Annotated in this window: 21 protein-coding genes; 5 read left to right on the forward strand and 16 right to left on the reverse strand. The window is 73.3% G+C overall.

Annotated features, from left to right (window positions below; all coding sequences use genetic code 11):
* Positions 1 to 7 precede the first annotated feature (7 nt).
* The gene (locus EFE23_RS04390; protein ID WP_123239573.1) at positions 8 to 187 is read left to right on the forward strand and encodes a hypothetical protein; all 180 of its coding nucleotides are present in this window, start codon (positions 8 to 10) and stop codon (positions 185 to 187) included.
* Positions 188 to 235: 48 nt separating this feature from the next.
* Here EFE23_RS04390 and EFE23_RS04395 read toward each other — a convergent pair whose 3' ends face one another.
* The 9 genes from EFE23_RS04395 to EFE23_RS04435 form a co-directional block, all read right to left on the reverse strand.
* Entirely contained in the window at positions 236 to 2608 is a 2373-nt protein-coding gene (locus EFE23_RS04395) for a glycoside hydrolase family 65 protein (protein WP_123239574.1), read from the reverse strand.
* On the reverse strand, positions 2605 to 3354 hold the full coding sequence (locus tag EFE23_RS04400; protein ID WP_123239575.1) for an HAD family hydrolase: 750 nt from the start codon (positions 3352 to 3354) through the stop codon (positions 2605 to 2607). The genes EFE23_RS04395 and EFE23_RS04400 overlap by 4 nt, the downstream gene beginning before the upstream one ends.
* A gap of 47 nt (positions 3355 to 3401) precedes the next feature.
* Positions 3402 to 3869 carry a DUF4442 domain-containing protein gene (locus EFE23_RS04405; RefSeq protein ID WP_123239576.1) on the reverse strand — a complete coding sequence of 156 codons (468 nt, stop codon included), beginning with the start codon at positions 3867 to 3869 and terminating at the stop codon, positions 3402 to 3404.
* 173 nt (positions 3870 to 4042) lie between these two features.
* Entirely contained in the window at positions 4043 to 5401 is a 1359-nt protein-coding gene (locus EFE23_RS04410; RefSeq protein ID WP_204334879.1) for an ABC transporter ATP-binding protein, read from the reverse strand.
* 104 nt (positions 5402 to 5505) lie between these two features.
* Positions 5506 to 7695: a bifunctional glycosyltransferase/CDP-glycerol:glycerophosphate glycerophosphotransferase gene (locus EFE23_RS04415; protein WP_123239577.1), complete on the reverse strand. Its 2190-nt coding sequence runs from the start codon at positions 7693 to 7695 to the stop codon at positions 5506 to 5508.
* Between the two features lie 16 nt (positions 7696 to 7711).
* Positions 7712 to 9703 carry a DUF5941 domain-containing protein gene (locus tag EFE23_RS04420; protein ID WP_123239578.1) on the reverse strand — a complete coding sequence of 664 codons (1992 nt, stop codon included), beginning with the start codon at positions 9701 to 9703 and terminating at the stop codon, positions 7712 to 7714.
* Complete coding sequence (locus EFE23_RS04425) at positions 9700 to 10443, reverse strand: ABC transporter ATP-binding protein (protein ID WP_123239579.1); 744 nt, start codon at positions 10441 to 10443, stop codon at positions 9700 to 9702. Before EFE23_RS04425 ends, EFE23_RS04420 begins: the two co-directional genes overlap by 4 nt.
* A gap of 1 nt (position 10444) precedes the next feature.
* Positions 10445 to 11272 (reverse strand): ABC transporter permease, encoded by an 828-nt coding sequence (locus EFE23_RS04430; RefSeq protein ID WP_123239580.1) that lies wholly within the window; start codon positions 11270 to 11272, stop codon positions 10445 to 10447.
* A 64-nt stretch (positions 11273 to 11336) separates the two neighbouring features.
* Positions 11337 to 12707 carry an L-serine ammonia-lyase gene (locus EFE23_RS04435; RefSeq protein ID WP_123239581.1) on the reverse strand — a complete coding sequence of 457 codons (1371 nt, stop codon included), beginning with the start codon at positions 12705 to 12707 and terminating at the stop codon, positions 11337 to 11339.
* 436 nt (positions 12708 to 13143) lie between these two features.
* Between EFE23_RS04435 and EFE23_RS04440 the strand changes: the two genes are divergently transcribed.
* Positions 13144 to 13341 carry a PspC domain-containing protein gene (locus EFE23_RS04440; protein WP_123239582.1) on the forward strand — a complete coding sequence of 66 codons (198 nt, stop codon included), beginning with the start codon at positions 13144 to 13146 and terminating at the stop codon, positions 13339 to 13341.
* Positions 13342 to 13433: 92 nt separating this feature from the next.
* On the opposite strand, the gene EFE23_RS04445 is transcribed toward EFE23_RS04440, so the two are convergent.
* From EFE23_RS04445 to pdxH, 7 genes are all read right to left on the reverse strand, one after another.
* The gene (locus tag EFE23_RS04445) at positions 13434 to 14198 is read right to left on the reverse strand and encodes a DUF4230 domain-containing protein (protein WP_123239583.1); all 765 of its coding nucleotides are present in this window, start codon (positions 14196 to 14198) and stop codon (positions 13434 to 13436) included.
* Positions 14199 to 14298: 100 nt separating this feature from the next.
* Complete coding sequence (locus EFE23_RS04450) at positions 14299 to 15459, reverse strand: acyl-CoA dehydrogenase family protein (protein ID WP_123239584.1); 1161 nt, start codon at positions 15457 to 15459, stop codon at positions 14299 to 14301.
* 31 nt (positions 15460 to 15490) lie between these two features.
* Entirely contained in the window at positions 15491 to 15796 is a 306-nt protein-coding gene (locus EFE23_RS04455; protein WP_091113285.1) for a type II toxin-antitoxin system VapB family antitoxin, read from the reverse strand.
* A 130-nt stretch (positions 15797 to 15926) separates the two neighbouring features.
* On the reverse strand, positions 15927 to 16529 hold the full coding sequence (locus tag EFE23_RS04460; RefSeq protein ID WP_123239585.1) for a nitroreductase family protein: 603 nt from the start codon (positions 16527 to 16529) through the stop codon (positions 15927 to 15929).
* A gap of 2 nt (positions 16530 to 16531) precedes the next feature.
* Positions 16532 to 17461 carry an aldose 1-epimerase family protein gene (locus tag EFE23_RS04465; protein WP_123239586.1) on the reverse strand — a complete coding sequence of 310 codons (930 nt, stop codon included), beginning with the start codon at positions 17459 to 17461 and terminating at the stop codon, positions 16532 to 16534.
* 59 nt (positions 17462 to 17520) lie between these two features.
* Entirely contained in the window at positions 17521 to 18813 is a 1293-nt protein-coding gene (locus EFE23_RS04470; RefSeq protein ID WP_123239587.1) for an MFS transporter, read from the reverse strand.
* The gene (gene pdxH / locus EFE23_RS04475) at positions 18810 to 19439 is read right to left on the reverse strand and encodes a pyridoxamine 5'-phosphate oxidase (protein ID WP_123239588.1); all 630 of its coding nucleotides are present in this window, start codon (positions 19437 to 19439) and stop codon (positions 18810 to 18812) included. The genes EFE23_RS04470 and pdxH overlap by 4 nt, the downstream gene beginning before the upstream one ends.
* A gap of 275 nt (positions 19440 to 19714) precedes the next feature.
* Between pdxH and EFE23_RS04480 the strand changes: the two genes are divergently transcribed.
* The 3 genes from EFE23_RS04480 (at position 19715) to sepH (ending at position 23539) form a co-directional block, all read left to right on the forward strand.
* Positions 19715 to 20821 (forward strand): citrate synthase 2, encoded by a 1107-nt coding sequence (locus EFE23_RS04480; protein WP_123239589.1) that lies wholly within the window; start codon positions 19715 to 19717, stop codon positions 20819 to 20821.
* A 320-nt stretch (positions 20822 to 21141) separates the two neighbouring features.
* On the forward strand, positions 21142 to 22269 hold the full coding sequence (gene serC, locus EFE23_RS04485; protein WP_123239590.1) for a phosphoserine transaminase: 1128 nt from the start codon (positions 21142 to 21144) through the stop codon (positions 22267 to 22269).
* 190 nt (positions 22270 to 22459) lie between these two features.
* On the forward strand, positions 22460 to 23539 hold the full coding sequence (gene sepH / locus EFE23_RS04490; RefSeq protein WP_123239591.1) for a septation protein SepH: 1080 nt from the start codon (positions 22460 to 22462) through the stop codon (positions 23537 to 23539).
* Positions 23540 to 23574 lie beyond the last annotated feature (35 nt).

Here is a 23574-nt window from a genome sequence, read left to right on the forward strand (position 1 = left end):
GATCGTCATGGCCAAGCAGGACCGGTCCCGTGAGCGGGAGCTCACCGACCAGAAACGCCGCGAGCAGGAGCTGAAGGGCTCGCCGGACTGGGCGGACCGCGCGTCCCTGGCGCGTACCGCCGACGACCCGCAGGCCACCGCGCCCCGGGACGCCGGCGGCCGGCCGTCCAACGGCCGCCAGTTCTGAGGTACGCGAGGGCCGGCGCCCGCCCGCGACGAGCGGGACGGGGCCGGCTCAGCTCGCGTTCTCCGGCAGGTGCAGCAGGGGCGCCCGGCCCGGTGGCTGCTCCGGCGGCGGCCCGGCCGGGTGCGCCGGCGGCACCGGCAGGGTGACCGGCTGGGCGCAGGTGACCCGGACCGGCTCGCCGTGGTGCCGCAGCTCCAGCACCGTGTCCGGGCCCCCCTTGCGCAGCGAGTACGTCGTCTGGTGCGGCCGGACGTCCACCCGCAGCCGCATCGACCGCCACTGCAGGGAGAACTCGAGCCGGCTGAGCCGGCTCGACAACCGGGGCGAGAAGGAGAGCGTCCCGTCGTGGTCGCGCAACCCGCCGAAGCCCGCCACCAGGGCGATCCAGGCCCCGGCGAGCGACGCCATGTGCACCCCGTCGCGGGTGTTCTCGTTCAGGTCGTGCAGGTCCATCAGGGCCGCCTCGCGCAGGTAGCGGTGGGCGAGCTCGGTGTAGCCGACCTCGGCCGCCAGCACCGCCTGGGTGCAGGCGCTCAGCGACGAGTCCCGCACGGTACGTCGCTCGTAGTAGAGGAAGTTGCGCAGCTTCTCCAGGCCGCTGAACGCGTCCCCGCGCCAGTGCATCGCCAGGATCAGGTCGGCCTGCTTGACGACCTGCTTCCGGTAGAGGTCGAAGTACGGGTAGTGCAGCAGCAGCGGGTACTTCTCCGGTGGGGTGTGCTCGAAGTCCCACTCCTGCAACCGGGTGAAACCCTCCACCTGCTCGTGCACCTCGAGGTCGGGGTCGTACGGGACGTGCATGGCGTGCGCGGCGTCCCGCCAGGCGGCCGCCTCCTCCTCGGTGACGCCCAGATCGAGCGCCTGGTCCCGGTGGCGCATGGCGCAGTCGGCGGCGGTCAGCAGGTTCCGCTGTGCCATCAGGTTGGTGTAGACGTTGTCGTCCTTGACCGCGGTGTACTCGTCCGGCCCGGTCACCCCGTCGATGTGGAACTGGCCGGTGCGGTCGTGGTGGCCGAGCGACCGCCAGAGCCGGGCGGTCTCGACCAGCAGCTCCAGCCCGATCTCCCGTTCCAGCGCCTCGTCCCCGGTGACCAGCACGTACCGGCGTAGCGCGTCGGCGACGTCGGCGGCGATGTGGAACGCGGCCGTGCCGGCCGGCCAGTACGCCGAGGACTCCGGCCCCTCGATGGTCCGCCACGGGAAGGCGGCGCCGGCGAGGTTGAGCGTCCGGGCCCGCTCCTGGGCCTTCTCGAGGGTGGAGTGCCGCCAGTGCAGCGCGTCCCGGACCGCCGAGGGTTGGGTGTACGTCAGCACCGGCAGCACGAACATCTCGGTGTCCCAGAACGCGTGCCCGTCGTATCCGGGGCCGGTCAGCCCCTTGGCGGAGATCGGCCGGCGTTCCGCGCGGGCGCCGGCCTGGAGCACGTGGAACAGGCCGAACCGGACGGCCTGCTGGACCTCCGGGTCGCCCTCCACCCGTACGTCGGCGGCGTCCCAGAACTCGTCCAGGTACTCCCGCTGCGCCCGGCGCAACCCGTCCCAGCCGTCCAGCCGGGCCGCGGCCAGCGCCGCCCCGACCTGGTCGCGCAGCGCCGGCAGCGAACGCCGGCTGGACCAGCCGTACGTCAGGTACTTGACCACCCGCAGCTTCTGGCCCGGCTTGAGCACGCAGCCGATGGTGGTGCGGACCCAGTCCTCGTACCCCTCGGACTCGATGGTGGCGCGCTCCGGGCTGTGCACGTCGTGCCCCATCGCGGCGGCCAGCCGCAGCCCGCTGACCTTGGTCCGGTGGATGAGCAGCCCGCCGTCGTCGCTGGTCAGCTCCTCCTCGGCGAGCAGCGGGGACTCCAGCACGGCCGCCACCCGCGGGTCGCGGCTCTGCGGCGGCAGGGTCTCGTTGGCCACCAGCTCGGACTGGAGGATCAGCCGCAGCGGCCCGTCGATGGCCTCGACCTCGTAGTTGATCGCGGCGACCGACCGCTGGGTGAACGACACCAGCCGGGTGCTGCGGACCTTCACGTCCTGCCCGGCCGGTGAGCGCCAGTGCACCTCCCGGTGCAGGGTGCCGGCTCGCAGGTCCAGGACCCGCTCGTGGGAGAGGAGTTCGCCGTACCGCACGTCGAGCGGCTCGTCGTCGACCAGCAGCCGGATCAGCTTGCCGTTGGTGACGTTGACGATGGTCTGGCCGGACTCGGGGAAGCCGAAGCCGGCCTCCGCGTACGGCAGCGGGCGCAGCTCGTAGAAGGAGTTCAGGTAGGTGCCGGGGAGGCCGTGCGGCTCCCCCTCGTCGAGGTTGCCGCGCAGCCCGACGTGCCCGTTGGAGAGGGCGAAGACCGACTCGGACTGGGCCAGCACGTCCATGTCGAGCCGGGTCTCCCGGATGTGCCACGGCTCGACCGGGTACGCCCGTTCCCGGATCACGCGGCGGCTCCGGTCAGCAGCTCGGCGAGGTCGGTGACGACCACGTCGGCGCCGTGCGCCCGCAGGTCGTCGGCCTGGCCGACCCGGTCCACCCCGACCACGTACCCGAAGCCGCCGGCCCGGCCGGCCTCGACGCCGGCGAGGGCGTCCTCGAAGACCGCGGCCTGCTCGGGCTTGACGCCGAGCAGCTCCGCGCCGGCCAGGAACGTGTCCGGGTGCGGCTTGCCGCGCAGGCCGCGCTCGCGGGCCAGCAGCCCGTCCACGCGCGCCTCCAGGAACCGCTCCAGCCCGGCGGCCCGCACCACCGCCGCGCAGTTGGCGCTGGCCGAGACGACCGCGCGGCGCACTCCGGCCCGGACCGCCGCCTCCAGGTAGCGCACCGAGCCGGGGTAGACCTCGACGCCGTCGGTGTGTATCCGTTTGAGCAGGATGACGTTCTTGCGGTTGCCCACCCCGTTGACCGTGTCCGCCTCCGGCGGGTCGTCGGGCGAGCCCTCGGGCAGCGTGATGCCGCGCGAGGCGAGGAAGGAGCGCACCCCGTCGGCCCGCGGTTTTCCGTCCACGTACCGGTTGTAGTCCGGCCCGGGGTCGAACGGGCGGAACGGCTCGCCGGTGGCCGCCGCGCGGTCGGTGAGGAACGCGTTGAAGGTCTCGGTCCAGGCGGCGTTGTGCACCTTGGCGGTCTGCGTCAGCACACCGTCCAGATCGAAGAGACACGCGGTCACGTGAGCGGGTAGGCCCAGCATTGTTTGAATCTATCCACCGGGCCGCGCGGGCAAACGCGATTCGGACGTCAGCGGTTGGGGCGGAGCGTCCACACCACGGTCAGCACGGAGGTGACGGTGCCGTCCTCGGTGCCGATCTCCACCTCGACCGGGAACTCCGGCCGCTGCCCCGCGTCCAGCTCGGCGATCACCTCGGCCGGGGTCCGCCCCAACCGCGCGGTGGCCCGCACCGGCCCCAGGGCGACCTTCTGGTAGCGGATGCTGGCGGTCACGGCCAGCGGCACCGCCCGGTCGAGCACCGGACCGAACGCGGCGAGCACCACCGCGCCGGACGCGGTCTCCCCGAGGGTGAACATGGCCCCGGCGTGCGGGCCGCCAACGTGGTTGTGCTGCTCCGGGACGTCGGGGAGCCGGACGACCGCGCGCACCCCGCCCTCGGCCTCGGGCGCGACCTCGACGAATTCGATACCGAGCGTGCGAGCGAACGGCACGGCTTCGAGGAGACCGGCCGCCACCTGGCGAGAGTCGATGGACATGACCGCACGCTACTCGTCGGTAACTTTCCGGGCAAGAGGCTGGGCCCGCCCGCGCGGGGCCCGTCACCCTCAGCCCGCACCACCGGCTCGATCTGCGGCGGGTCGGCCCGTCTCACGACGAGAAGGGGCCGACCTGCCGCGAACCGAGTTGATCACGGTGGCTGGCGGGCGGCTCAGCGCCAGCCGACGTCGATACGGTCGCCGCGCTCGTCGAAGAAATGCAGCGCGTCCATGCGTACCTGGACGGCGAGCGGGTGGCCCGCCGAGACCGCCGGGTACGGGGCGAGCCGTACGGCCAGCTCCGCCGGGCGGGTGTGGTGCCGGCCGGGGTCGGGCAGCACGCTGGTCCGGTTCCCGCCGCCGGTCGGCGGGGAGACCGGCGCATCCACCGTCCGTCCGGTGAGGCGCTGCATGACGTGGCCGAACCGACGCAGGCCACGCTGGCCGGGCACCGCGTTCTCCACCGGGGCGCCCATCTCGTCCACCACGATCGCGGTGGCGCCGATGTCGAGGAAGGCCAGCGACTCGTGGCCGTGGTGTTCCAGGAAGCGGATCCGCCCCTGGAGCACGTGCCCCTGGGTGTCCGGGGCGACCGGGGTGAGCGCTTCGGCCCGCATGCCGACCACGATCCGCTCACCGTGGTAGTGCGCCACGGCCCGGGTGCGGATGTCGTCCCAGGGCAGGTAGAGCGACTGCTCGCCGAGGTTCAGCGCCACGTACCGGTCGAGGTGGACGTAGACCGACGCCTCCAGCAGGTTCATCCGAGGGCTGCCGAGGAACGCGGCGACGTACAGGGTCGCCGGCCGCCCGTACACCTGGGTGGGGGTGCCCACGTCCTGGAGCACGCCCTTGCGCATGATGGCGACCCGGTCGGCCATGGTCAGCGCCTCGGCCTGGTCGTGCGTGACGTAGATGGTGGTGACGCCGAGTTCGCGGGTCAGCCCGGAGATCTCGGCGCGCAGCTCGGCGCGGAGGCCGCTGTCCAGGTTGGATAAGGGCTCGTCCATCAGGAACAGGCCGGGCCGGCGCACTATCGCCCGCCCCATGGCGACCCGCTGCCGTTGGCCGCCGGAGAGCTGGCTGGGCTTGCGGGCCAGCACGTCCCCGATGCCGAGCGCGCTGGCGACGTCCTGGATCCGCTCCCCGCGCGGCCCCGGCTCGACCCCGGACAGCCGCAGCGGGAAACCGATGTTGTCGCCGACGGTCATGTGCGGATACAGCGCGAAGTCCTGGAAGACCATGGCGATCTTCCGGTCCCGGGGCGGCAGGTCGTTGGCCACCTCACCGTCGAGCATGACGGCGCCCGCGGTCGGGTCCTCCAGCCCGGCCACCATGCGGAGCACGGTGGACTTGCCGCAGCCCGAAGGGCCGAGCAGCACCATGAACTCGCCGTCGTTGACGTCCAGATTGATGGTGTCGACCGCGACTGTTCCGTCCTGGAACACCTTGGTGACATCCTTGAGCGCGACGGTGGTCACCGTCTCCTCCCCCAGCTCTCGGCCGAACCCGGGAATGACTGTGACCAGGATCATCCAATCCGCACATCGGGTAAACGTGCCATGTTCGTCTCGTGACAGACCCATTACACCGGATCGGTCGGCGACGATCAGTAAGGTGACCGGCGAGTAACCCTTCGTCAGGCTGGTTCGTCGAGGAAGACCCGGCGGACCACCCGCTCGGCGGCGTACCCGTCCTCCAGCGCGCAGAACCGCGCCCGGAACCGGCGTCGGTGGTTCTCGGCCTCCGGCGCGCGCAGCGCGCCCGAGGCGAACACCTCCAGCAGGGCCGGGAAGTCCGACGCGACCGCGCCGGGCGGCTCGGCGAGCAGGTCGAAGTAGACACCCCGGGCCACCCGGTACGCGTCCCAGTCCGGGGCGTACACGACGATCGGCCGGTCCAGCACGGCGTAGTCGAACATCGCCGACGAATAGTCGGTGACCAGCACGTCCGCCACGAGATAGAGGTCCTCCACCCGGTCGTGGCCGCTGACGTCCAGCACCCCGCCGGCGTCCGGCCCCTTCGGCCGCCGGTCCCGGTCGTGGAAGTAGTGGCTGCGCATCAGCAGCCGTCCCGACGGGCCGAGCACGTCGCGCATCCGGTCCGGGTCGAACGGCGGCCGCCAGCCGGGCAGGTGCTCCCGGTGGGTGGGCGCGTAGAGCACCACGAACTCGTCGAGGCCGATGCCCAGCTCCTTGCGGACCTGCCGGCACTCGTCCGGGGTGGCCAGCGCCAGCCGGTCGTTGCGCGGGTAGCCCACCTCCAGGGTGGTGTACGCGGCCGGGTACGCCCGCTCCCACATCTGGGTGGAGAAGCTGTTCGAGGAGACGCTGAAATCCCACCGGTCCACCCGGCGCAGCAGCTTGGCGAAGTCCATCCCCGTCGCCCCCATCGGGTACCGCTGCTGGTCCAGCCCCATCACCTTGACCGGCGTGCCGTGGTGGGTCTGCAGGTGCACCGAGCCGGGTCGCTTGCGGACGAAATCGGGGAAGTTGACGTTGTTGACCAGCCAGCGGGCCCGGGCCAGCGCGCGGTAGTAGTCCCGGGTGCCGGCGACCACGTATTCCACGCCGGGCGGGAGGGTGTGCACCCGGTCCCGCCGGACCACCCACAACCCGCGTACCTGCGGGGCGAGGCGGCGGGCGGCGGCATAGATCGCGGCCGGGTTGCAGGCGTACCCCCGGTACCAGTACGCGGCGAAGACGGCGAGCGTCGGATCCAGCGGCCGGTGCAGCTCGCCCCGGTAGTACTCGCGCAGCGCCGCGTCCCGGGCCCGCCGCGCGGTACGCCGGGCCACCGGCAGCACCCGTCGCCGGACCTTCCGGGCGTTCCGCCGGGCCGTCTCGGCCGCCTGGTTGGCGTCGCGCAGCGCGCTGAACGTCCGCCAGCGCCCGGTCGCCACCAGGCGGTGCTTCAGCCCCTCCACCCCGGGCGGGACCGGGTAGCCGCCGGGCGGCAGGAAGCGGGTGTAGTCGGCGTGGATCTGGGCGAAGAACGCCGGCCGCAGCTCCGGGGCGATCCGCTCGCCGTTGCCGAGCACCGTCAGGTAGTGCCAGATCATCCGCTCGAAGACGGCCGGGCGCAGCCCGCCGACCTCGCCGTCCCACCGGTCCAGCAGCCGGAACACCCGGTGCCACTGGGCGAACACCTCGAAGTGCCGGTCGCCCCGGGTCCGGGTGATCGCCCCGGTCCGCCGCTGCCGGTAGTTGAGGCAGACCCGGTCCAGCACGCCGATCCGGGACGCGGCCATCAGCACCGGATAGCTGAACGAGACGTCCTCGTACCAGCCGGGCGCGAAGCGCAGGCCCCGGTCGACCAGGAACTCCCGCCGGACGAGCCGGTTCCACGCGGTGTGCAGCAGCCGCATGGCCTCCGGCCGGTCCGGCAGCCGGAAGGTCGCCTCGCCCGGCGGCTCCGGGAACACCTCCCGCATCGCGCTGCGGGTGCCGACGTTGTTCCAGTGGGCCCGGACGTGGTCGACGATCAGCACGTCCGGACGGGTGGCGACGAGCCGCGCGGCCACGTGCGGCAGGCAGCCCGGGACCAGCCAGTCGTCGCCGTCGACAAACCAGACGTACTCGCCGGTGGCCCGGTCCAGCCCCAGGTTGCGGGCGGGACCGAGCCCGACGTTCTCGGCGAGGCGGACCGGGCGTACCCGGGGATCGCGCTCCGCGTACTCCAGCAGGATCTCGCCGCTGTCGTCCGGGGAGGCGTCGTCGATCCCGATCACCTCGAGGTCGTCGTACGGCTGGTCGAGGATCGAGTCGAGACACTCCCGCAGGTAGCCCTGCACGCGGTAGGCCGGTACGACGAAGCTGAGCAGAGTCATCCCGGCCGGCCCTCCGTCAGCCCGGCGAGCGGACACCTCCGCCCGTCGGGGCCGGCGTCCGTCGGGCGCGAGCCGGCAGGACCACCCAGGCGAGGACCACGCTCGCGACAAAAACCACGAGAAGGTACGCACCGAGTGTAGCCAGAGCGATACTCGCAATTCCGGCGATTGCCGCTAGTCCCAGTAGCACCGAGCGTCCCTCCCAACCCAGCGAGGCGGCGTGCAGCGGCGGGGCGACCTGCCGCTTCTCCAGCCGGGCGGTCAGGTCGTAGTGGTGCAGGGTCAGCACGAAGACGTACCCGAAGATCAGCCAGGGCGGCACCTCGCCGGCCACCCCGACGGCGATGGCGAAGAGGTACTCGCCGGCCCGCAGCGCGGCCGGAACCAGCCAGTCCAGCGGCCCGTCCGGCGTGGCCCGGACCCCCAGCGCCGCGAGCAGCCAGACCAGCAGCGCCACCCCCACCACCCAGCGCGGCGTGTCGGCACCCCACCGCCAGGCCAGCAGGAGCAGCACCACCGGCGCCAGCGCCGGCAGCACGGCCAGCCACAGCACGCCCACCCCGGGGCGGGCGGCCCGCTGGAGGAGGCGTTCCAGGCCCGACGGGCGGGCCGCCGCGAACCGCTGGACCACCGGACCGTCGTCGCGGTGCAGGGTCACGTCGACCGTGGTCATCACCGGCACCTTCATCCACCAGGCGCGCAGCGTCCGCAACGCCCCGGTGTACGCGAACGCCAGCGTGCCCCAGACCAGCACCGCGCAGAGCGCCACCAGCGGACCGAAGAGCGCGGCGGCCAGCGCGATCAGCGCCCACCGCTCGCCGATCGGGAAGACCACCGTCCGCTTCAGCCAGTACGACACCGAGCCGGTGTCCGCCTGCACCTTCGTCGAGGCCGCGTTCAGCTTCCCGCCGATGCCCTCGGCCTCGTCGGCGGCGGCCCGGGGCCGGCGCGCCGCCTCGTCGTGCAGCACGCCGTACCAGGCGTCGGTCATGTGCCGCACGGTCTGCAGGGTCATCGCGGCGATCGCCAGCGCCCAGCCGTAGCGGAAGCCGGCGTGCGTGGCGCCGTAGCCGAGACCCGCGTAGACGATGTACTCCTTGGCCCGGTCGGCCATGGTGTCCAGCCAGCCGCCCCAGGCGCTGAAGTGCCGCGTGTAGCGGGCCAACTGCCCGTCCACGCAGTCCAGCACGAAGCCCAGGTAGAGCAGGACCCCGCCGGCGACCAGCGCGGCCCGGCCGCCGATCCCGAAGAGCACGGCCGCGGCCACCGCGAAGGCCACCGAGATCATGGTCACCCCGGTCGGGCTCAGGCCGAGCCGGGCGGCCGCCTTCGTCACGTACGGCGACCAGGTGCTGACGAAGAAGGTGGTGAAGAAGTCGTCCCGCTCCTTCACCGACAGCCGCAGCTCCGCCCGGTCCTCGTCGACCGCGGCCACCGCCGCGTCGGCCGCGCGCAGCTCCGCCTCCGTGCCCACCCGGTGCGCCACGAGCAGGCGTACCCGGTGGGCGAAGATCAGCGACCCGCGGGCCGCGAGGCCGGCGAAGAGCTGGTCCAGCGCGGCGGCCCGGTCCGCCCCGGCCGCGGCCGCCCGCTCGGCGGCGGCGGCCAGGAACGGCAGGTCGGCCGGCCCGACCCGCAGCGCGCCACCGAAGACGCCGGTCGCGCCGGCCGGGTCGTTCACCGCGACCACCTGGCCGCGGTCCTCGCGGACCGTCGCCCGGCCGGGTGCCGGCGGGTCGGTCAGCACCAGGGCCACCGTCGGCCCCACCGGGCTCGTCGCCAGGTGCCTCAGCACCGCGGTGTGCGCCACCAGGTCGGCCGCGCCGAGCAGCACCGGGCCGGTCGCGGCGGCCAGCAGTGCGGCCAGTTCGCCCAGGTCGCCGGCCACCCGCACGTCGGTCGCGCCGGCCCGGCGCCACTGCCCGGCGAGCCGGTCGGCCAGGCGTTCCCCGGATCCGGTGGTCAGGCCCGCCGCCGGCCCGGCGGCGAGCACGATCGCGAGCGTCACCGCGGGGAAGCGCCGGCGTACGCCCGCAGCGCCTCGTCGATGGTCCCGTCGACGGTCAGCCGTCCCGCGTCGAGGTAGAGCCCCCGACGGCAGAACCGGGTGAGGTCCTTTTCGTTGTGTGACACCAGCACCAGCGTGCGCCCTTCCGCGAGAAGTCGCTCGATGGTCGCATAGCACTTCGCGCGGAACTCCGCGTCCCCGACCGCGGTCACCTCGTCCATCAACAGGATCGGGTGCGGCAGGTGCGCGATGATCGCGAAACCGAGCCGCACCTTCATGCCGGAGGAGTAGTGCCGGACCGAGGTGTCCACCGAGCGTTCCACCTGCTCCCCGGCGAACGAGACGATCTCGTCGAAGTGTTTCCGCAGGTACGCCGTGGACAGCCCGTGCAGCCCGCCGACCAGGTAGAGGTTCTCCCGCCCGGTCAGGTCGTTGGAGAAGCCGGCGGAAAGCTCCAGGAGCGGGGCCACCGCACCGCGTACCCTGATCCGGCCCTCGTCGGGGATCAGCACCCCGGCGATCAACCGCAGCAGGGTGCTCTTGCCGGTGCCGTTGCGCCCGACCACCCCCACGGTCTCACCCGGCTCGACCCGGAACGACACGTCCCGCAGCGGCCAGAACCGGCCGGCGTCGGCGTTCCGCCGGCCCCGGTGGATCAGCAGCTCACGCAGCCGCAGTTGGCGGCGCCGGTTGCGGACGAACCGGATGCCCAGCCCTTCGGCCTCGATGATCGCCGCCATCTCAGAGTTCCTTGAGCACGGCCGGTTCGAGCCGACGGAACGACCACCAGCCGGCCGCCAGCACCAGCAGGCTGCCCAGCACGGTCACCGCGAGCAGCCGGGCGTCGGGGAACTCGTCCGGGTACCAGATCGCGTGGTGCAACTGGAAGATGCCGACCAGCGGGTTCAGCTCGTACGCGACCTTGACCCAGGTGGGCATGCCGGAGTCCCGCACCAGGGTGAGCGGGTAGATGATCGGGGTGGCGTAGAAGAGCACCCGGATGATCAGCCGCATGAAGCGCTCGATGTCCCGCATCAGCACGTTCCACGCCGACAGCAGCAGCGCGAGCCCGACCAGCAGGACGAACTGCACGGCCACCGCGAGTGGCAGGGAGAGCAGTGACCAGCCCAGCCGGATCCTGCCGTGCGCCACGTAGATCGCCGCGATGCCGGCCAGGATGGGCAGCCCGGCGAGGTATTCGGCGAACCGGCCGGCGACCCGGCCGATCGGGAAGACCTGGCGGGGCACGTTCATCGTGGTGATCAGCCGGGCCTGCCCGGTCAGCGCGTTGGTCGCCTCGGTCAACGCCGAGCTGGCCCACATCCAGGCGAAGATGCCGGTGATCAGGAAGAGCGGGTACGACCCGGCCGCCTCGCCGAGGTGCCGCCGGGTGGCGCCGGAATAGAGCACGCCGAAGACGAACCAGTAGATCAGCCCCATGCCGAGCGGTTCGATGAGCGACCAGAAGTAGCCCAGCACCGACTGCTGGTACTTCACCGCGAGGTCCCGCTTGACCAGGATGCGCAGCGAGTTGCGGGCCGACCAGAGCGCGGCGACTCCTGCCGTCACCGTCCCATCCTCGCCTCCGCCGTTCTCGCTCGACCCGGCTACCCCCGCGGTCACCCCTTCGGGTTCAGCACTCGATGACGTTCACCGCCAGGCCGCCCCGCGCCGTCTCCTTGTACTTCACCTTCATGTCCGCGCCGGTCTCCCGCATGGTCTTGATGACCTTGTCCAGCGAGACGGCGTGCACGCCGTCGCCGCGCAGCGCCAGCCGGGCGGCGGTGATCGCCTTGATGCTGGCCACCGCGTTCCGCTCGATGCACGGGATCTGCACCAGGCCACCGACCGGGTCGCAGGTGAGCCCGAGGTTGTGCTCCATGCCGATCTCGGCCGCGTTCTCCACCTGCTCGGGCGTGCCGCCCAGCGCCTCGGCCAGCCCCGCCGCCGCCATCGAGCAGGCCGAGCCGACCTCACCCTGGCAGCCGACCTCGGCCCCGGAGATCGAGGCGTTCTCCTTGAAGAGCACGCCGATCGCGCCGGCCGCGAGCAGGAAGCGGACCACGCCCTCCTCCGAGGCGCCGGGCACGAACCGGGTGTAGTAGTGCAGGACGGCCGGGATGATCCCGGCGGCGCCGTTGGTCGGGGCGGTGACCACCCGGCCGCCGGCCGCGTTCTCCTCGTTCACCGCGAGGGCGAAGAGGGTGACCCAGTCCATCGCGCGCAGCGGGTCGGTGGCGTCGGCCTCCGCCTCCAGGCTCCGGCGCAGCTCGGCGGCGCGGCGGCGGACCTTCAGCCCGCCGGGCAGCACGCCGTCCCGGGCGCAGCCGTTGTCGACGCACTCCCGCATCACCCGCCAGATCTCCAGCAGCCCGGCCCGGACGTCCGCCTCGCTGCGCCAGGACAGCTCGTTGGCGAGCATCACCTCGCTGATCGACAGCCCGGCCTCCCTGGTCACCGCGAGCAGCTCCGCGCCGGTGAGGAACGGGTACCGCACCCGGGTGCTGTCCGGCTTGATCCGGTCCGCCCCGGCCGCCGCCTCGTCGACCACGAACCCACCGCCGACGGAGTAGTAGGTACGGGCCCGTACCTGCTGCCCGGCCGCATCGAAGGCGGCGAAGGTCATCCCGTTCGGGTGGTACGGCAGCGAGCGCCGCCGGTGCAGCACCAGATCGCTGTCCGGGTCGAAGTCGATCTCCTGGGTGCCGAGCAGGGCGAGCCGCCCCTCGGCCCGGATCCGGGCCACCCGGGGCCCGACCGAGTCCGTGTCCACCGTCTCCGGGGCCTCGCCCTCCAGCCCCAGCAGCACCGCCCGGTCGCTGCCGTGGCCGTGCCCGGTGGCGCCCAGTGAGCCGAACAGCTCCGCCTGCACCCGTACCACGTCGGTGAGCAGCCCGTCCGCCTTCAGGCCGGCCACGAAGGTCCGCGCGGCCCGCATCGGCCCGACGGTGTGTGAACTCGACGGCCCGATGCCGACGCTGAAGAGGTAGAAGACACTGATCATGGCTGCACTTTCCTCGCCGTCGTACCCGTTGTGCGGATCCGGACCGGTGCGTGCCGTCCCCGGTCCGGGGCGGCGGGTGGACCCCGGGGTACGGGGTCCGACCGGCGAGCCTACCCGCCCAGGTCAGTACCCGTCCCCACCCCGGCACACTCCCGCACGCCCAGCCTCCGCGCCGCCCGTCTCCCCGCCGTCACACCGCCAAGATCGCGCTCAAACGAGGGAGTAGTGGCATCGGAGCCGCGCGGACACCACTCGATCCAGGATCGAGCGCGCTCTCCGCGGCGCGGGGGCGGGGGGTGCGTCGGCCGGGACCCGGCGGGGTAAGCACCTACGGGTGCCCGGGTCGCCGATCCTCCTCGGGGCCGAGGGCGCGGCGCGCACCCGTTCCTAGCGTGGAATCAGCGCGGCGGATCGCCGCAGAAGTGGGAGTACGACGATGAGTCGCAAACTGGTCCGGCCCCGCCAGGGGCGCATGTTCGCCGGTGTCTGCGCCGGCCTGGCCCAGCGGTTCGGCATGTCCGCCGGCATGGTCCGGCTGCTGTTCCTGCTGTCGCTGCTGCTGCCCGGCACCCAGGTGATCATCTGTCTGATCCTCTGGATCCTGATGCCCGACGAGGACCGCGTCCGCTACTGACCGCACCTGCCCAACTGCCGCCTCCGCTGATCGAAGCGAGCAGCGCGACGCCCCGCCCGGCGCAACCGGGCGGGGCGTCGCGGCGACGGGCGTCAGGGAGCCGTGTAGGTGACGGTGACCTTCTGGTAGCCGAGGGAGCGGAGCAGGCCCTCCAGCATCTTGCGGGTGTTCTCCTCGGCCCGGGCGGTGAGCCCGCTGTCCCGGGCGGCGGTGGTGATCCGGTCCTCGGCCAGCTTGTAGACCGCCTGCTGCCGGTTGGGATCGCCGGCCACCAGGTCGTTGATCCGGTTGATCAGGCCGCGCTCCTCGGCGAAGACGTAGCTCTTCTCCAGGTCGAGGTTGGTCTCGCCGAGCTGCGGCGCGGGCAGCTTGATCTCCACCGACTTCTTGTCGGCGGACTCGACCACCGCCCCATCGGCGATCTTGGAGAAGTCGACGTACGCCTCGACCCGGCCCGCCCCGACGAAGAGGATCCGCTGGTTGAGCAGGAAGTCCGGCACGTTCTTCCGGTCCTTCTGCACGTCGACCACCACCTGGAAGTCGCCCTCGGCCGCCACGTACCGGCTGAGGTCGCGGATCGACTTCAGCAGCGGCGGCTGGCTGCGGTCGGTCTGCTGCTGGGCGAACGGGTTGCGGAAGTCCGGCAGGATGCCGGTCGCCTGCACCCCGAGCAGCGCGACCACGACCAGCGCGGCCGCGCCGAGCACCCACAGCAGGCCCCGGACCGGGCCGCCGGACGACGCCGGGGCGCCGGGTGCGGGGTCGCCGGTGCCGTCCGCCCGGGCCCGGAGAGCGTCACCGGTCGGGTACTCCGGGAACTCCCTGGTGGGCTCGTTGATGTCAGCGTCGCGGGCCATCCGCCCTCACCGTCCTCGTCAGAGACATCGACTGATGATGACGGTACGGCTCCGGTGCGACACTCGCGCGCCGAGCGCCCCGAACGGGTGAACCGGCAGCTCAGGCGAAGGCGGAGAGCCCGGTGAGCTGCTGCCCGATGACCAGCTGGTGGATCTCCGAGGTGCCCTCGTAGGTCAGCACGCTCTCCAGGTTGTTGGCGTGTCGCATCACCGGGTACTCCCCGGAGACGCCGTTGGCGCCCAGGATGGTCCGGCACTGCCGGGCGATCTCCAGGGCCTCCCGGACGTTGTTCAGCTTGCCCACGCTCACCTGGTGGGGCCGCAGCCTGCCGGCGTCGGCGAGCCGGCCCAGGTGCAGCGCCAGCAGCAGGCCCTTGTTCCACTCGACGGCCATGTCGGCGAGCTTGGCCTGGGTGAGCTGGAAGCCCGCCAGGGGCCGGCCGAACTGGGTCCGGGTGGTCGCGTACGACAGGACGGTCTCCAGGCAGTCGCGGGCCGCGCCGAGCGCGCCCCAGACGATGCCGTGCCGGGCCTCGGTCAGGCAGCTCAGCGGCGCCTTCAGGCCGGTCGCCTCGGGCAGCCGGGCGTCCGCCGGGAGCCGGACGTCGTCGAGGGCGATCTCCCCGGTCAGCGACGCCCGCAGCGACATCTTGTGCCGGATCTCGCGCGCCGTCACCCTCGGGGTGTCCATGGGTACGGCGAAGCCGCGCACCCCCTCGTCGGTGCGCGCCCAGATCACCCCGACGTCGGCGATCGGCGCGTTGGTGATCCACATCTTGCTGCCGGTGAGGATCCAGTCGTCGCCGTCCCGGCGGGCCCGGGTGGCCATCGACGCCGGGTCGGAGCCGTGGTCCGGCTCGGTCAGCCCGAAGCAGCCGATCGCCTCGCCGGCCGCCATGGCGGGCAGCCAGCGCTGCTTCTGCTCCTCGCTGCCGTAGCGCCAGATGGCGTACATGGCCAGCGAGCCCTGCACCGAGACCAGCGAGCGGACGCCGGAGTCGCCGGCCTCCAGCTCCAGGCAGGCCAGCCCGTACGCGACGGCGGACGCGCCGGCACAGCCGTACCCGGTCAGGTGCATGCCGAGCAGGCCCAGCTTGCCGAACTCGCGGGCCAGCTCGCGGGCCGGGACCCGGCCGTCCTCGTACCAGCCGGCGACGTGCGGGCGGACCCGTTCGTCGACCAGTTGCCGCACGACGGCGCGGATCTGCCGCTCCTCCTCGTCCAGCGACGCGTCGATGTCCAGCAGGTCGAGAGGAGTCATGCCGTCACCTTAACGAAGACTCAGGGGGCGGTCACTCGCCCTGCGGGCTGAGCACCAGCACCCGGGCGTGGATCTGGTTGCGCTGCTGCAGCGCCGCGCGCAACGCCCGGTGCAGGCCGTCCTCCAGATAGAGGCCGCCGTTCCACTGCACCACGTGCGGGAAGAGGTCGCCGTAGAAGGTGGAGTCCTCGGCGAGGAGCTTGTCCAGCGCCAGCTCGCGCTTGGTGGTGATGAGCTGGTCCAGCCGCAGCGGGCGCGGCGGGATCTCGGCCCACTGCTTGAGCGTGAGGTTGTGCTCCGGGTAGGGACGCCCGTCCCGGACCGCTCTGAAGATCAAGGCGCGCTCCCCTCCCCCTGGCCCGGCTGGTGATGTCGGTGCCAGCCTAACCGCACCCGCCACACCGCGTTTTACGCCCTCATGTCGGGTTCGCCACCACCTCTACCCCGCCGGGTGGGCCGAATCACGCTCAACTCCAGCGGCCCCGCCGGACCACCTCGTCCACCGGCCGCCGCCCCCGACGCAGCGACGGCGACCGGTGGTCCGGGGCGCGGTAACCGACAGTGACCGCACCGATCGGCTGGTACTCCCCGGGCACCCCGAACGCCTCCCGGTACGCGTCGAGCCGCTGCGGCGGGATGCCGAAGAAGCACGCGCCCAGCCCCTCGTCGACGGCGGTGAGCAGCATCAGCAGCGCCGCGAAGCCGGCGTCCACGTACCAGTAGGGCACCGGCCAGCGTTCGGTCGACCGGTCCGCCCAGCCCTTGTCCGGCTCGGCGTACCGGTCGAGGTAGACGGAACGGTTGGCGTGCGGCACCACGATCAGCGGGGCCCGGCGCATGCCGGCCAGCCAGCGTTCCCGGCCGCCCCCGCCCGGGCTGGCCGCCGCCCAGAACCGCTCCCGGTCGGCCGGCTCCTCCAGCACCAGGAAGCCCCAGCCCTGGGCGAAGCCCGCCGACGGCGCCCGGGTGGCGTGCGCCAGCAGCCGGTCCACCACCTCCGGCGGGACCGGCCGATCCGGGTCGTAGTTGCGGACCATCCGGCGCCGGCGGACGACCTCGGCGAACTCCACGCTCAGGCCCCGGGCCGGATGCCCCAGGCACCCCGCCAGGTCGCGCCGGGGGCCAGCGTGATCAGGTCCTTGCCGGAGCGGAACGCGTCCGCCGGGCAGGTCATCGGCTCGACGGCGACCGAGCGGCGGTAGCGCTCGCCGAGCAGGGTGTCCCCGGTGAACACCTGCCACCAGCCGAACTCGCGGTCCGCCCAGACGTGCACCGCGGCCGAGCCGTCCGGGGCGGCGAGGGTGACCGACGAGCCGCCGTCGGCGTCCCGCTCGACGTCGCCGAAGGCCATGTCGAGCACGGCGTCGCCGATCGCCCGCGGCTCGGTGAAGTCGTACTCGGTGCCGGCGACCTCGGTGGCGGCGAGCGGCAGCAGCCGGGTGTCCAGCTGCAGCCGGCTCCGCCCCGGCACCAGCAGCGACAGCTTGTCCACGGGCACCCCGGGCAGCCGCAGGTAGGGGTGCATCGAGAAGCCGAACGGCGCCGGCCCGCCCGCCAGGTTGGTCACCTCGTGCTCGGCGCGCAGCCCGTCCGCCCCGACGGTCCACCGGGTGCGCAGCCGCAGCGACCAGGGATAGCCCGGGCTCGGCGGCAGGTCGTACCCGATCGTCACGCTCTCCGGCGACCGCTCGACCAGGTGCCAGGAGACCCAGTTGACCAGGCCGTGGATCGCGTTGTGCCGGGCCGGCTCGCTCAGGTCGAGCTGAAACGACCGCTCGCCGAAGGTGTACGCGCCGTCGCGGATCCGGTTCGGCCAGGGGGCGAGCACCTGGCCCGCCGAGCCGGGGCAGAGCTCGTCCGCCTCGTACCCGTCGAGGTAGTCGACCCCGGCGTGCCGGTAGGCCCGCAGGCCCCCGCCGACCTCGACCACGACGGCCTCGTGGCCGTCGGCGGCGATCGTCCACTGTGCCCCGGAGGGTGCCGGGTGCGTGCCGTTCTCCATGCCGCCGACCTTACAAGGAAGGACCCCCGGTCAACGCCCGCGGTGGAGCAGGGTCCCGCTCAACGGTCGGCGGTGGTGGCCGACCGGTAGCGGAGCAGCGCCGGGAAGGCCACCACCAGCAGCACGGCCAGGACGGCCGACGCGAGGCCGCCGCCCACCATGGCGACGCCGGTGCCGAACGCCGCCGCCGTCGCGCCGGCGCGCAGGTCGCCCAGGCGCGGGCCGCCCGCGACCACCACGGTGTTCACCCCCTGCAGCCGGCCGCGCATCCGGTCCGGCGCGTAGACCAGCAGCATCGACTGCCGCAGGGTCGCGCTGACCAGGTCGGCGGCCCCGGCGAGGCCGAGCAGCAGCACCACCAGCCAGAGCTGGCGGGCCAGCCCGGCGGCGGCGATCGCCACGCCCCAGCCCACCACGGCCACCACCAGCGCCAGGCCCTGCCGGCGCACCCGGCCGATCCAGCCGGAGGTGAGCCCGCCCAGCATCGCCCCGATGGCGATGGCGCTGTAGAGCCAGCCGACCGCGGCGCCGCCGCCGAACCGGTGCTGGGCCAGCTCGGGGAAGAGCGCCCGGGGCATGGCCAGGATCATCGCGATCAGGTCGATGGCGAAGGAGAGCAGCAGCACCGGGGTGGTGGCCAGGTAGCGGAACCCGTCGACGATGCTGGCCAGCCCCGCCCGGCGTGGCGTGCCGTCGCCGTCCGGGTCCGGCTCCGGCGGCATCGCCGGCAGCCGCAGGGTGGCCCAGAGCGACACGGTGAACAGCAGCGCGTCCACCGCGTACGCGATCGGCAGCCCGGTCTCGGTGCGCCAGGCGGCGAAGATCAGGCCGGCGGCCAGCGGCCCGAAGACCGAGGTCGCGGTGAAGGTGGTGAAGTTGAGCGTGCTGGCCGCCGGGACCAGCTCGGCCGGCACCAGGCGGGGCAGGATCGCGCTGCGGGCCGGCGAGGTGATCGCGAACGCGACCGCCTGCAGGCCGACGAGGGCGAGCAGCAGCACCGGGCTGCCCACCCGCAGCAGCGACTGGAGCAGCAGCGCCAGGGTCGAGGCCCAGAGCAGGCCGCCCCCGGCCAGCAGCACCCGGCGCCGGTCCCGGGCGTCGGCGACCGCCCCGCCCCAGAGCCCGAACACCAGCAGCGGCAGGAAGCCGGCGATCCCGAGCAGGCCGACCCAGAGCGAGCCGCCGGTCAGGTCGAACATCTCCACCGGCACGGCGACGGCGGTGAACTGGAAGCCGAACATGGCCACGCCGTTGCCGAGCCAGACCCGCCGGTACGCGGGCACGCCCAGCGGACGCAGGTCGATCGCCCAGCGGCGCGCCCCGCGCGGCCGGGCCTCCTTGACCCCGGTCACGGGGCCAGCCGCTCGACGACCCAGGCGCCCTCGTCGGTGCGCCGGTAGCGCAGCCGGTCGTGCAGCCGGCCGGCCCGGCCCTGCCAGAACTCCACCGTCTCGGGGCGGACCCGGAACCCGCCCCAGTGCGGCGGCGCGGGGATCCGGTCCATCCCGGCGAAGCGCTCGGCCACCGCCCGGTACGCCGCGTCCAGCGCCGCCCGGTCCGGCACGACCGTGGACTGGGCGCTGGCCCAGGCGCCGAGCTGGGAGCCGCGCGGCCGGCTGGCGAAGTACGCCTCGGTCTCGGCCCGGTCGACCCGCTCCACCCGGCCGGCCACGACCACCTGGCGCTGCATCGGGAACCAGGGGAAGACCAGGCTGGCCCACGGATTGGCGGTCGCCTCGGCGCCCTTGCGCGACCCGTAGTTGGTGTAGAAGACGAAGCCCTCCGGGTCGTACCCCTTGAGCAGGACGGTCCGGCCGCTGGGGCGGCCCTCGGCGTCGGCGGTGCCGACCACCATGGCGTTCGGTTCGGGGAGCGGGTACGCGACCGCGTCGGCGAACCAACGGGCGAACTGGGTCGGCCAGTCCGGTGCCAGGTCCGGTTCGGTCAGGCCCAGGTCGGCCGCGTACTCGTTACGCATGCCGGCCGGGGCCGGTGTGTCGCCCGTCACAGTCCTCTTCCCCCTCGTCCGGGCGGCCGCGTCCCCCGACGCTGGCCAGGCCCCAACGCCAAGTCTGGCCGAGGTCGTGAGCTTGTCCACCGGCGGGGATGTCGCGTGGCGCACAGTGGCCGTGGGTCGCGCGCTGGGTTACCCAGCAGGCAAGATGTTCCGAACCACATCCCTGAGAGGGTCGCCCGTGGCGCGGGGCCGATGAGCCCGCCCGGGCGCACCGCCGCCGGAAGCCAGGAGACGAAATGTCCGACTTCAAACCGGGCCTGGAGGGCGTCGTAGCCTTCGAGACCGAGATCGCCGAACCGGACCGCGCGGGCGGATCGCTGCGCTATCGCGGCGTGGACATCGAGGATCTGATCGGCCAGGTCTCCTTCGGCAACGTCTGGGCGCTGCTGGTGGACGGGCGTTTCGGCCCGGGCCTGCCGCCGGCCGAGCCGTTCCCGGTGCCGGTGCACTCCGGTGACATCCGCGTCGACGTGCAATCCGCGGTCGCGATGCTCGCCCCGTACTGGGGGCTCAACCAGCTCCTCGACATCTCCGACGAGCAGGCCCGCGAGGACCTGGCCCGGGTGTCGGTCACCGCGCTCTCCTTCGTCGCCCAGTCCGCCCGCGGTCTCGGCCTGCCGGCGGTGCCGCAGAAGGAGATCGACAAGGCGGAGACCATCGTCGAGCGGTTCATGAAGCGCTGGCGGGGCGAGCCCGACCCGCGGCACGTCAAGGCCGTCGACGCCTACTTCATCTCGGCTGCCGAGCACGGCCTGAACGCCTCCACCTTCACCGCCCGGATCGTCGCCTCCACCGGCGCCGACGCCGCCGCCTGCATCTCCTCCGGCATCGGCGCGCTCTCCGGCCCGCTGCACGGCGGGGCCCCCTCCCGGGTGCTCACCATGCTGGAGGCCGTCGAGCGCAGCGGCGACGCCGAGGGGTACGTCAAGGGCGTGCTCGACCGGGGCGAGCGGCTGATGGGCTTCGGCCACCGGGTCTACCGGGCCGAGGACCCGCGCGCCCGGGTGCTCCGGCGCACCGCGAAGGAGCTGGGCGCGCCGCGGTTCGAGGTCGCCGAGGCGCTGGAGAAGGCGGCCCTGACCGAGCTGCAGGCCCGCCGCCCGGACCGGGTGCTCGCCACCAACGTCGAGTTCTGGTCGGCCGTGGTGCTGGACTTCGCGGAGGTCCCGGCGCACATGTTCACCTCGATGTTCACCTGTGCCCGGATGGGCGGTTGGTCCGCGCACATCCTGGAGCAGAAGAAGCTCCAGCGGCTGGTCCGCCCGTCGGCCCGGTACATCGGCCACGGCCCGCGCAAGCCGCAGGAGGTCGAGGGCTGGGACGCTATCCCGCACGGCGTCTGACGTGTAAGGAAGGGCCCCTTCTTAACGCCTCCGGTAGAGGAAGGGCCCCCTTTTAACTCCGAGCGTCGCCCCGGCCCCGAGCCGGGGCGACGCCGAGCAAGGCCCCGGCACCGGCCGGGCCCTCGCCGTGTGTGGCGCATCCCTCAGCGCCAGGGGTGGGACCAGCCGCCGGACCGGCCGGCCAGGGTGCGAGGATGAAGGCCGGCAGTGCCGCCGGACCGGGCTCGGATCCCGGCTTCCCGCGCGCCCGCGCGCGGCCGCCGTCGGTCCGTGCCCGCATCAGGGCCCGTCCCCGCCCATGCGGAAGGATCGAGACAACCGTGGCTGACGCACCGACCATCCGGATTCCCGACGACATCAAGCCCGCCGACGGGCGCTTCGGCTGCGGGCCGTCCAAGGTCCGTCCGGCGGCGGTCTCCGCACTCGCCGACGTCGCCACCAGCTACCTGGGCACCTCGCACCGGCAGAAGACGGTCCGCGACGAGGTCGCCCGGCTGCGCCGGGGCATCGCCGAGTTCTTCTCCCTGCCCGAGGGCTACGAGGTGGTCATCGGCAACGGCGGCACCACCGCCTTCTGGGAGGTCGCCACCTTCGGCCTGGTCCGCGACCGGGCCCAGTTCGCCAGCTTCGGCGAGTTCGGCGCGAAGTTCGCCAAGTCGGTCAAGGACGCCCCGTTCCTGGGCGAGCCGACCGTGCGCAAGTCCGAGCCGGGCACCGCGCCGACCCTGGTGGCCGAGGCGGGCGTGGACGTCTACGCCACCCCGCACAACGAGACCTCGACCGGCGTGGCCGTGCCGATCAGCCGGGTGGCCGGCGCCGACGAGGGCTCACTGCTGCTGGTCGACGCCACCTCCGGCGCCGGCGGCCTGGAGGTCAACGTCGGCGAGACCGACGTCTACTACTTCGCCCCGCAGAAGTGCTTCGGCTCCGACGGCGGGCTCTGGCTGGCCCTGATGTCGCCGGCCGCGCTCGCCCGGGCCACCGAGATCAAGGAGTCGGGCCGCTACATCCCGGCCTTCCTCGACCTGGTCACCGCGATCGACAACTCGCGGCTGGAGCAGACGTACAACACCCCGGCGCTGGCCACCATCTTCCTGGCCGCCGAGCAGACCGACTGGATGAACGCGCAGGGCGGGCTGGCCTGGGCGGCCAAGCGCACCGCCGAGAGCGCCGGCATCGTGTACGGCTGGGCCGAGCGCTCGTCGTTCGCCACCCCGTTCGTGGCCGACCCGGCGCTGCGCTCCAACGTGGTCGCCACCATCGACTTCGCCGACGGGGTGGACGCCGCGGCGATCGCCAAGGCGCTGCGTGCCAACGGCATCGTCGACACCGAGCCGTACCGGAAGCTGGGCCGCAACCAGCTGCGCGTCGCGCTCTTCCCGGCGGTCGAGCCGGCCGACGTCGAGGCGCTCACCGCGTCCATCGACTACGTGGTCGAGCGACTCTGATCAGCTCGTGACGGTGGGTGGTCGTCGGGGCTCCGACGGCCACCCACCGTGATCATCGCCGCAGCTCAGTCGCGACATGCCGGGTGTCGCATCCCCCACCTTCGGGTAGATGAGCGTACGGTGGTGCGAGACGCCCGGGTGGCCGGCTCGTGGCGTGACACGGCCAGCGAAGCGGGACGGAGGCAAGCCCATGCGCCCAGTACGCTTCGTCGCCCTCTCCGAGGACGGCCAGGCTCTGGTGCTCGCCGACGAGGTCGGGCGCCTGCTCGCCCTCCCCATCGACGAGCGCGTCGCCTCGGTGCTGCACGCCGAGCCCGGCGCGGCACCCCTCACCGTGGTGCCGACCGCCGTCGATCCGACCCCGTCGCTCTCCCCACGGGACATCCAGGCCCGGATCCGCTCCGGCGAGTCCGCCGAGGACGTCGCCCGGATCGCCGGCGTCCCGGTCGACCGCGTCCTGCGTTACGCGGGTCCGGTGCTCCAGGAGCGGGCCATGCTCGCCCAGCACGCCCGGCGCACCCGGCTCAAGGGCGCGGAGAAGCCCACCCCGCTGGCCGAGGTGGTCAACGGTCGGCTGGCCCAGCACGGGATCGACACCGAGAAGATCTCCTGGGACGCGTACCGGCGCGACGACGGCACCTGGCGGATCATCGCCACCTGGCCGTCGGGCAAGGCCACCGCGCAGGCGGTCTGGGATCTCGACAAGACCCGGCAGCAGGTCACCCCGCACGACGACATGGCGCAGTACCTGTGCGCCGAGCGCCCCACGCCGATCCTCGGCCAGGAGCCGGCGCCGGAGCGGGGCGGCCACGCGCTGCCCGGCCCGTCGCGTGGCGAGCCGAGCCGGGGTGGGCACGGCCTGCCGGGCCCGGCCGAGCACGCCCGCCCGGGGCGGGACCCGATCCGCGCCGGCCGGGACGCCCTGCTCGCCTCGCTGGACCGGCCGCTGGGCTCGTCCGGGCGGGGCCTGGAGACCCGGTCGCCGGCCGCCATGGTCGGTCCCGACGCGCCCCGGCAGCGGGCCGTGGCCGGCGGGGCGGCGGCGCTGCTCGGTGGCGGCCAGGGCTCGGCGTTCGACGACGACTCGGACGCGCCGAAGGAGGTCCCCGCCGTACCCTCGCTGGCCGTGCTGCGGCCGCGCCGGACGGGCGCCGCGGCGGCGGCCGGCGGCAACGAGGCGGCGGAGGCCGGCGGCAAGCCGCGCAAGCGGCTGCCGAGCTGGGACGACGTCCTCTTCGGCAGCGGCCCGGCGGCCCGCGAGTCCTCCTGACCGACGGTCCACCCTGGTAACCGCGAGGCACTCTA

It is taken from the genome of Micromonospora solifontis, from assembly GCF_003725545.1.
In the GTDB taxonomy this organism is placed as follows: Bacteria; Actinomycetota; Actinomycetes; order Mycobacteriales; family Micromonosporaceae; genus Micromonospora; species Micromonospora solifontis.

What these genes read in the sequence shown, in the direction of transcription:
- EFE23_RS04435 (WP_123239581.1), bottom strand. Translation starts at nt 12,707, where the DNA reads ATGATCAGTGTCTTCTACCTCTTCAGCGTCGGCATCGGGCCGTCGAGT.
- EFE23_RS04425 (WP_123239579.1), bottom strand. Translation starts at nt 10,443, where the DNA reads ATGGCGGCGATCATCGAGGCCGAAGGGCTGGGCATCCGGTTCGTCCGC.
- EFE23_RS04400 (WP_123239575.1), bottom strand. Translation starts at nt 3,354, where the DNA reads ATGCTGGGCCTACCCGCTCACGTGACCGCGTGTCTCTTCGATCTGGAC.
- EFE23_RS04450 (WP_123239584.1), bottom strand. Translation starts at nt 15,459, where the DNA reads ATGACTCCTCTCGACCTGCTGGACATCGACGCGTCGCTGGACGAGGAG.
- EFE23_RS04405 (WP_123239576.1), bottom strand. Translation starts at nt 3,869, where the DNA reads ATGTCCATCGACTCTCGCCAGGTGGCGGCCGGTCTCCTCGAAGCCGTG.
- EFE23_RS04440 (WP_123239582.1), top strand. Translation starts at nt 13,144, where the DNA reads ATGAGTCGCAAACTGGTCCGGCCCCGCCAGGGGCGCATGTTCGCCGGT.
- EFE23_RS04480 (WP_123239589.1), top strand. Translation starts at nt 19,715, where the DNA reads ATGTCCGACTTCAAACCGGGCCTGGAGGGCGTCGTAGCCTTCGAGACC.
- EFE23_RS04390 (WP_123239573.1), top strand. Translation starts at nt 8, where the DNA reads ATGGCCAAGCAGGACCGGTCCCGTGAGCGGGAGCTCACCGACCAGAAA.
- EFE23_RS04410 (WP_204334879.1), bottom strand. Translation starts at nt 5,401, where the DNA reads ATGATCCTGGTCACAGTCATTCCCGGGTTCGGCCGAGAGCTGGGGGAG.
- EFE23_RS04465 (WP_123239586.1), bottom strand. Translation starts at nt 17,461, where the DNA reads ATGGAGAACGGCACGCACCCGGCACCCTCCGGGGCACAGTGGACGATC.
- EFE23_RS04415 (WP_123239577.1), bottom strand. Translation starts at nt 7,695, where the DNA reads ATGACTCTGCTCAGCTTCGTCGTACCGGCCTACCGCGTGCAGGGCTAC.
- sepH (WP_123239591.1), top strand. Translation starts at nt 22,460, where the DNA reads ATGCGCCCAGTACGCTTCGTCGCCCTCTCCGAGGACGGCCAGGCTCTG.
- EFE23_RS04445 (WP_123239583.1), bottom strand. Translation starts at nt 14,198, where the DNA reads ATGGCCCGCGACGCTGACATCAACGAGCCCACCAGGGAGTTCCCGGAG.
- pdxH (WP_123239588.1), bottom strand. Translation starts at nt 19,439, where the DNA reads ATGCGTAACGAGTACGCGGCCGACCTGGGCCTGACCGAACCGGACCTG.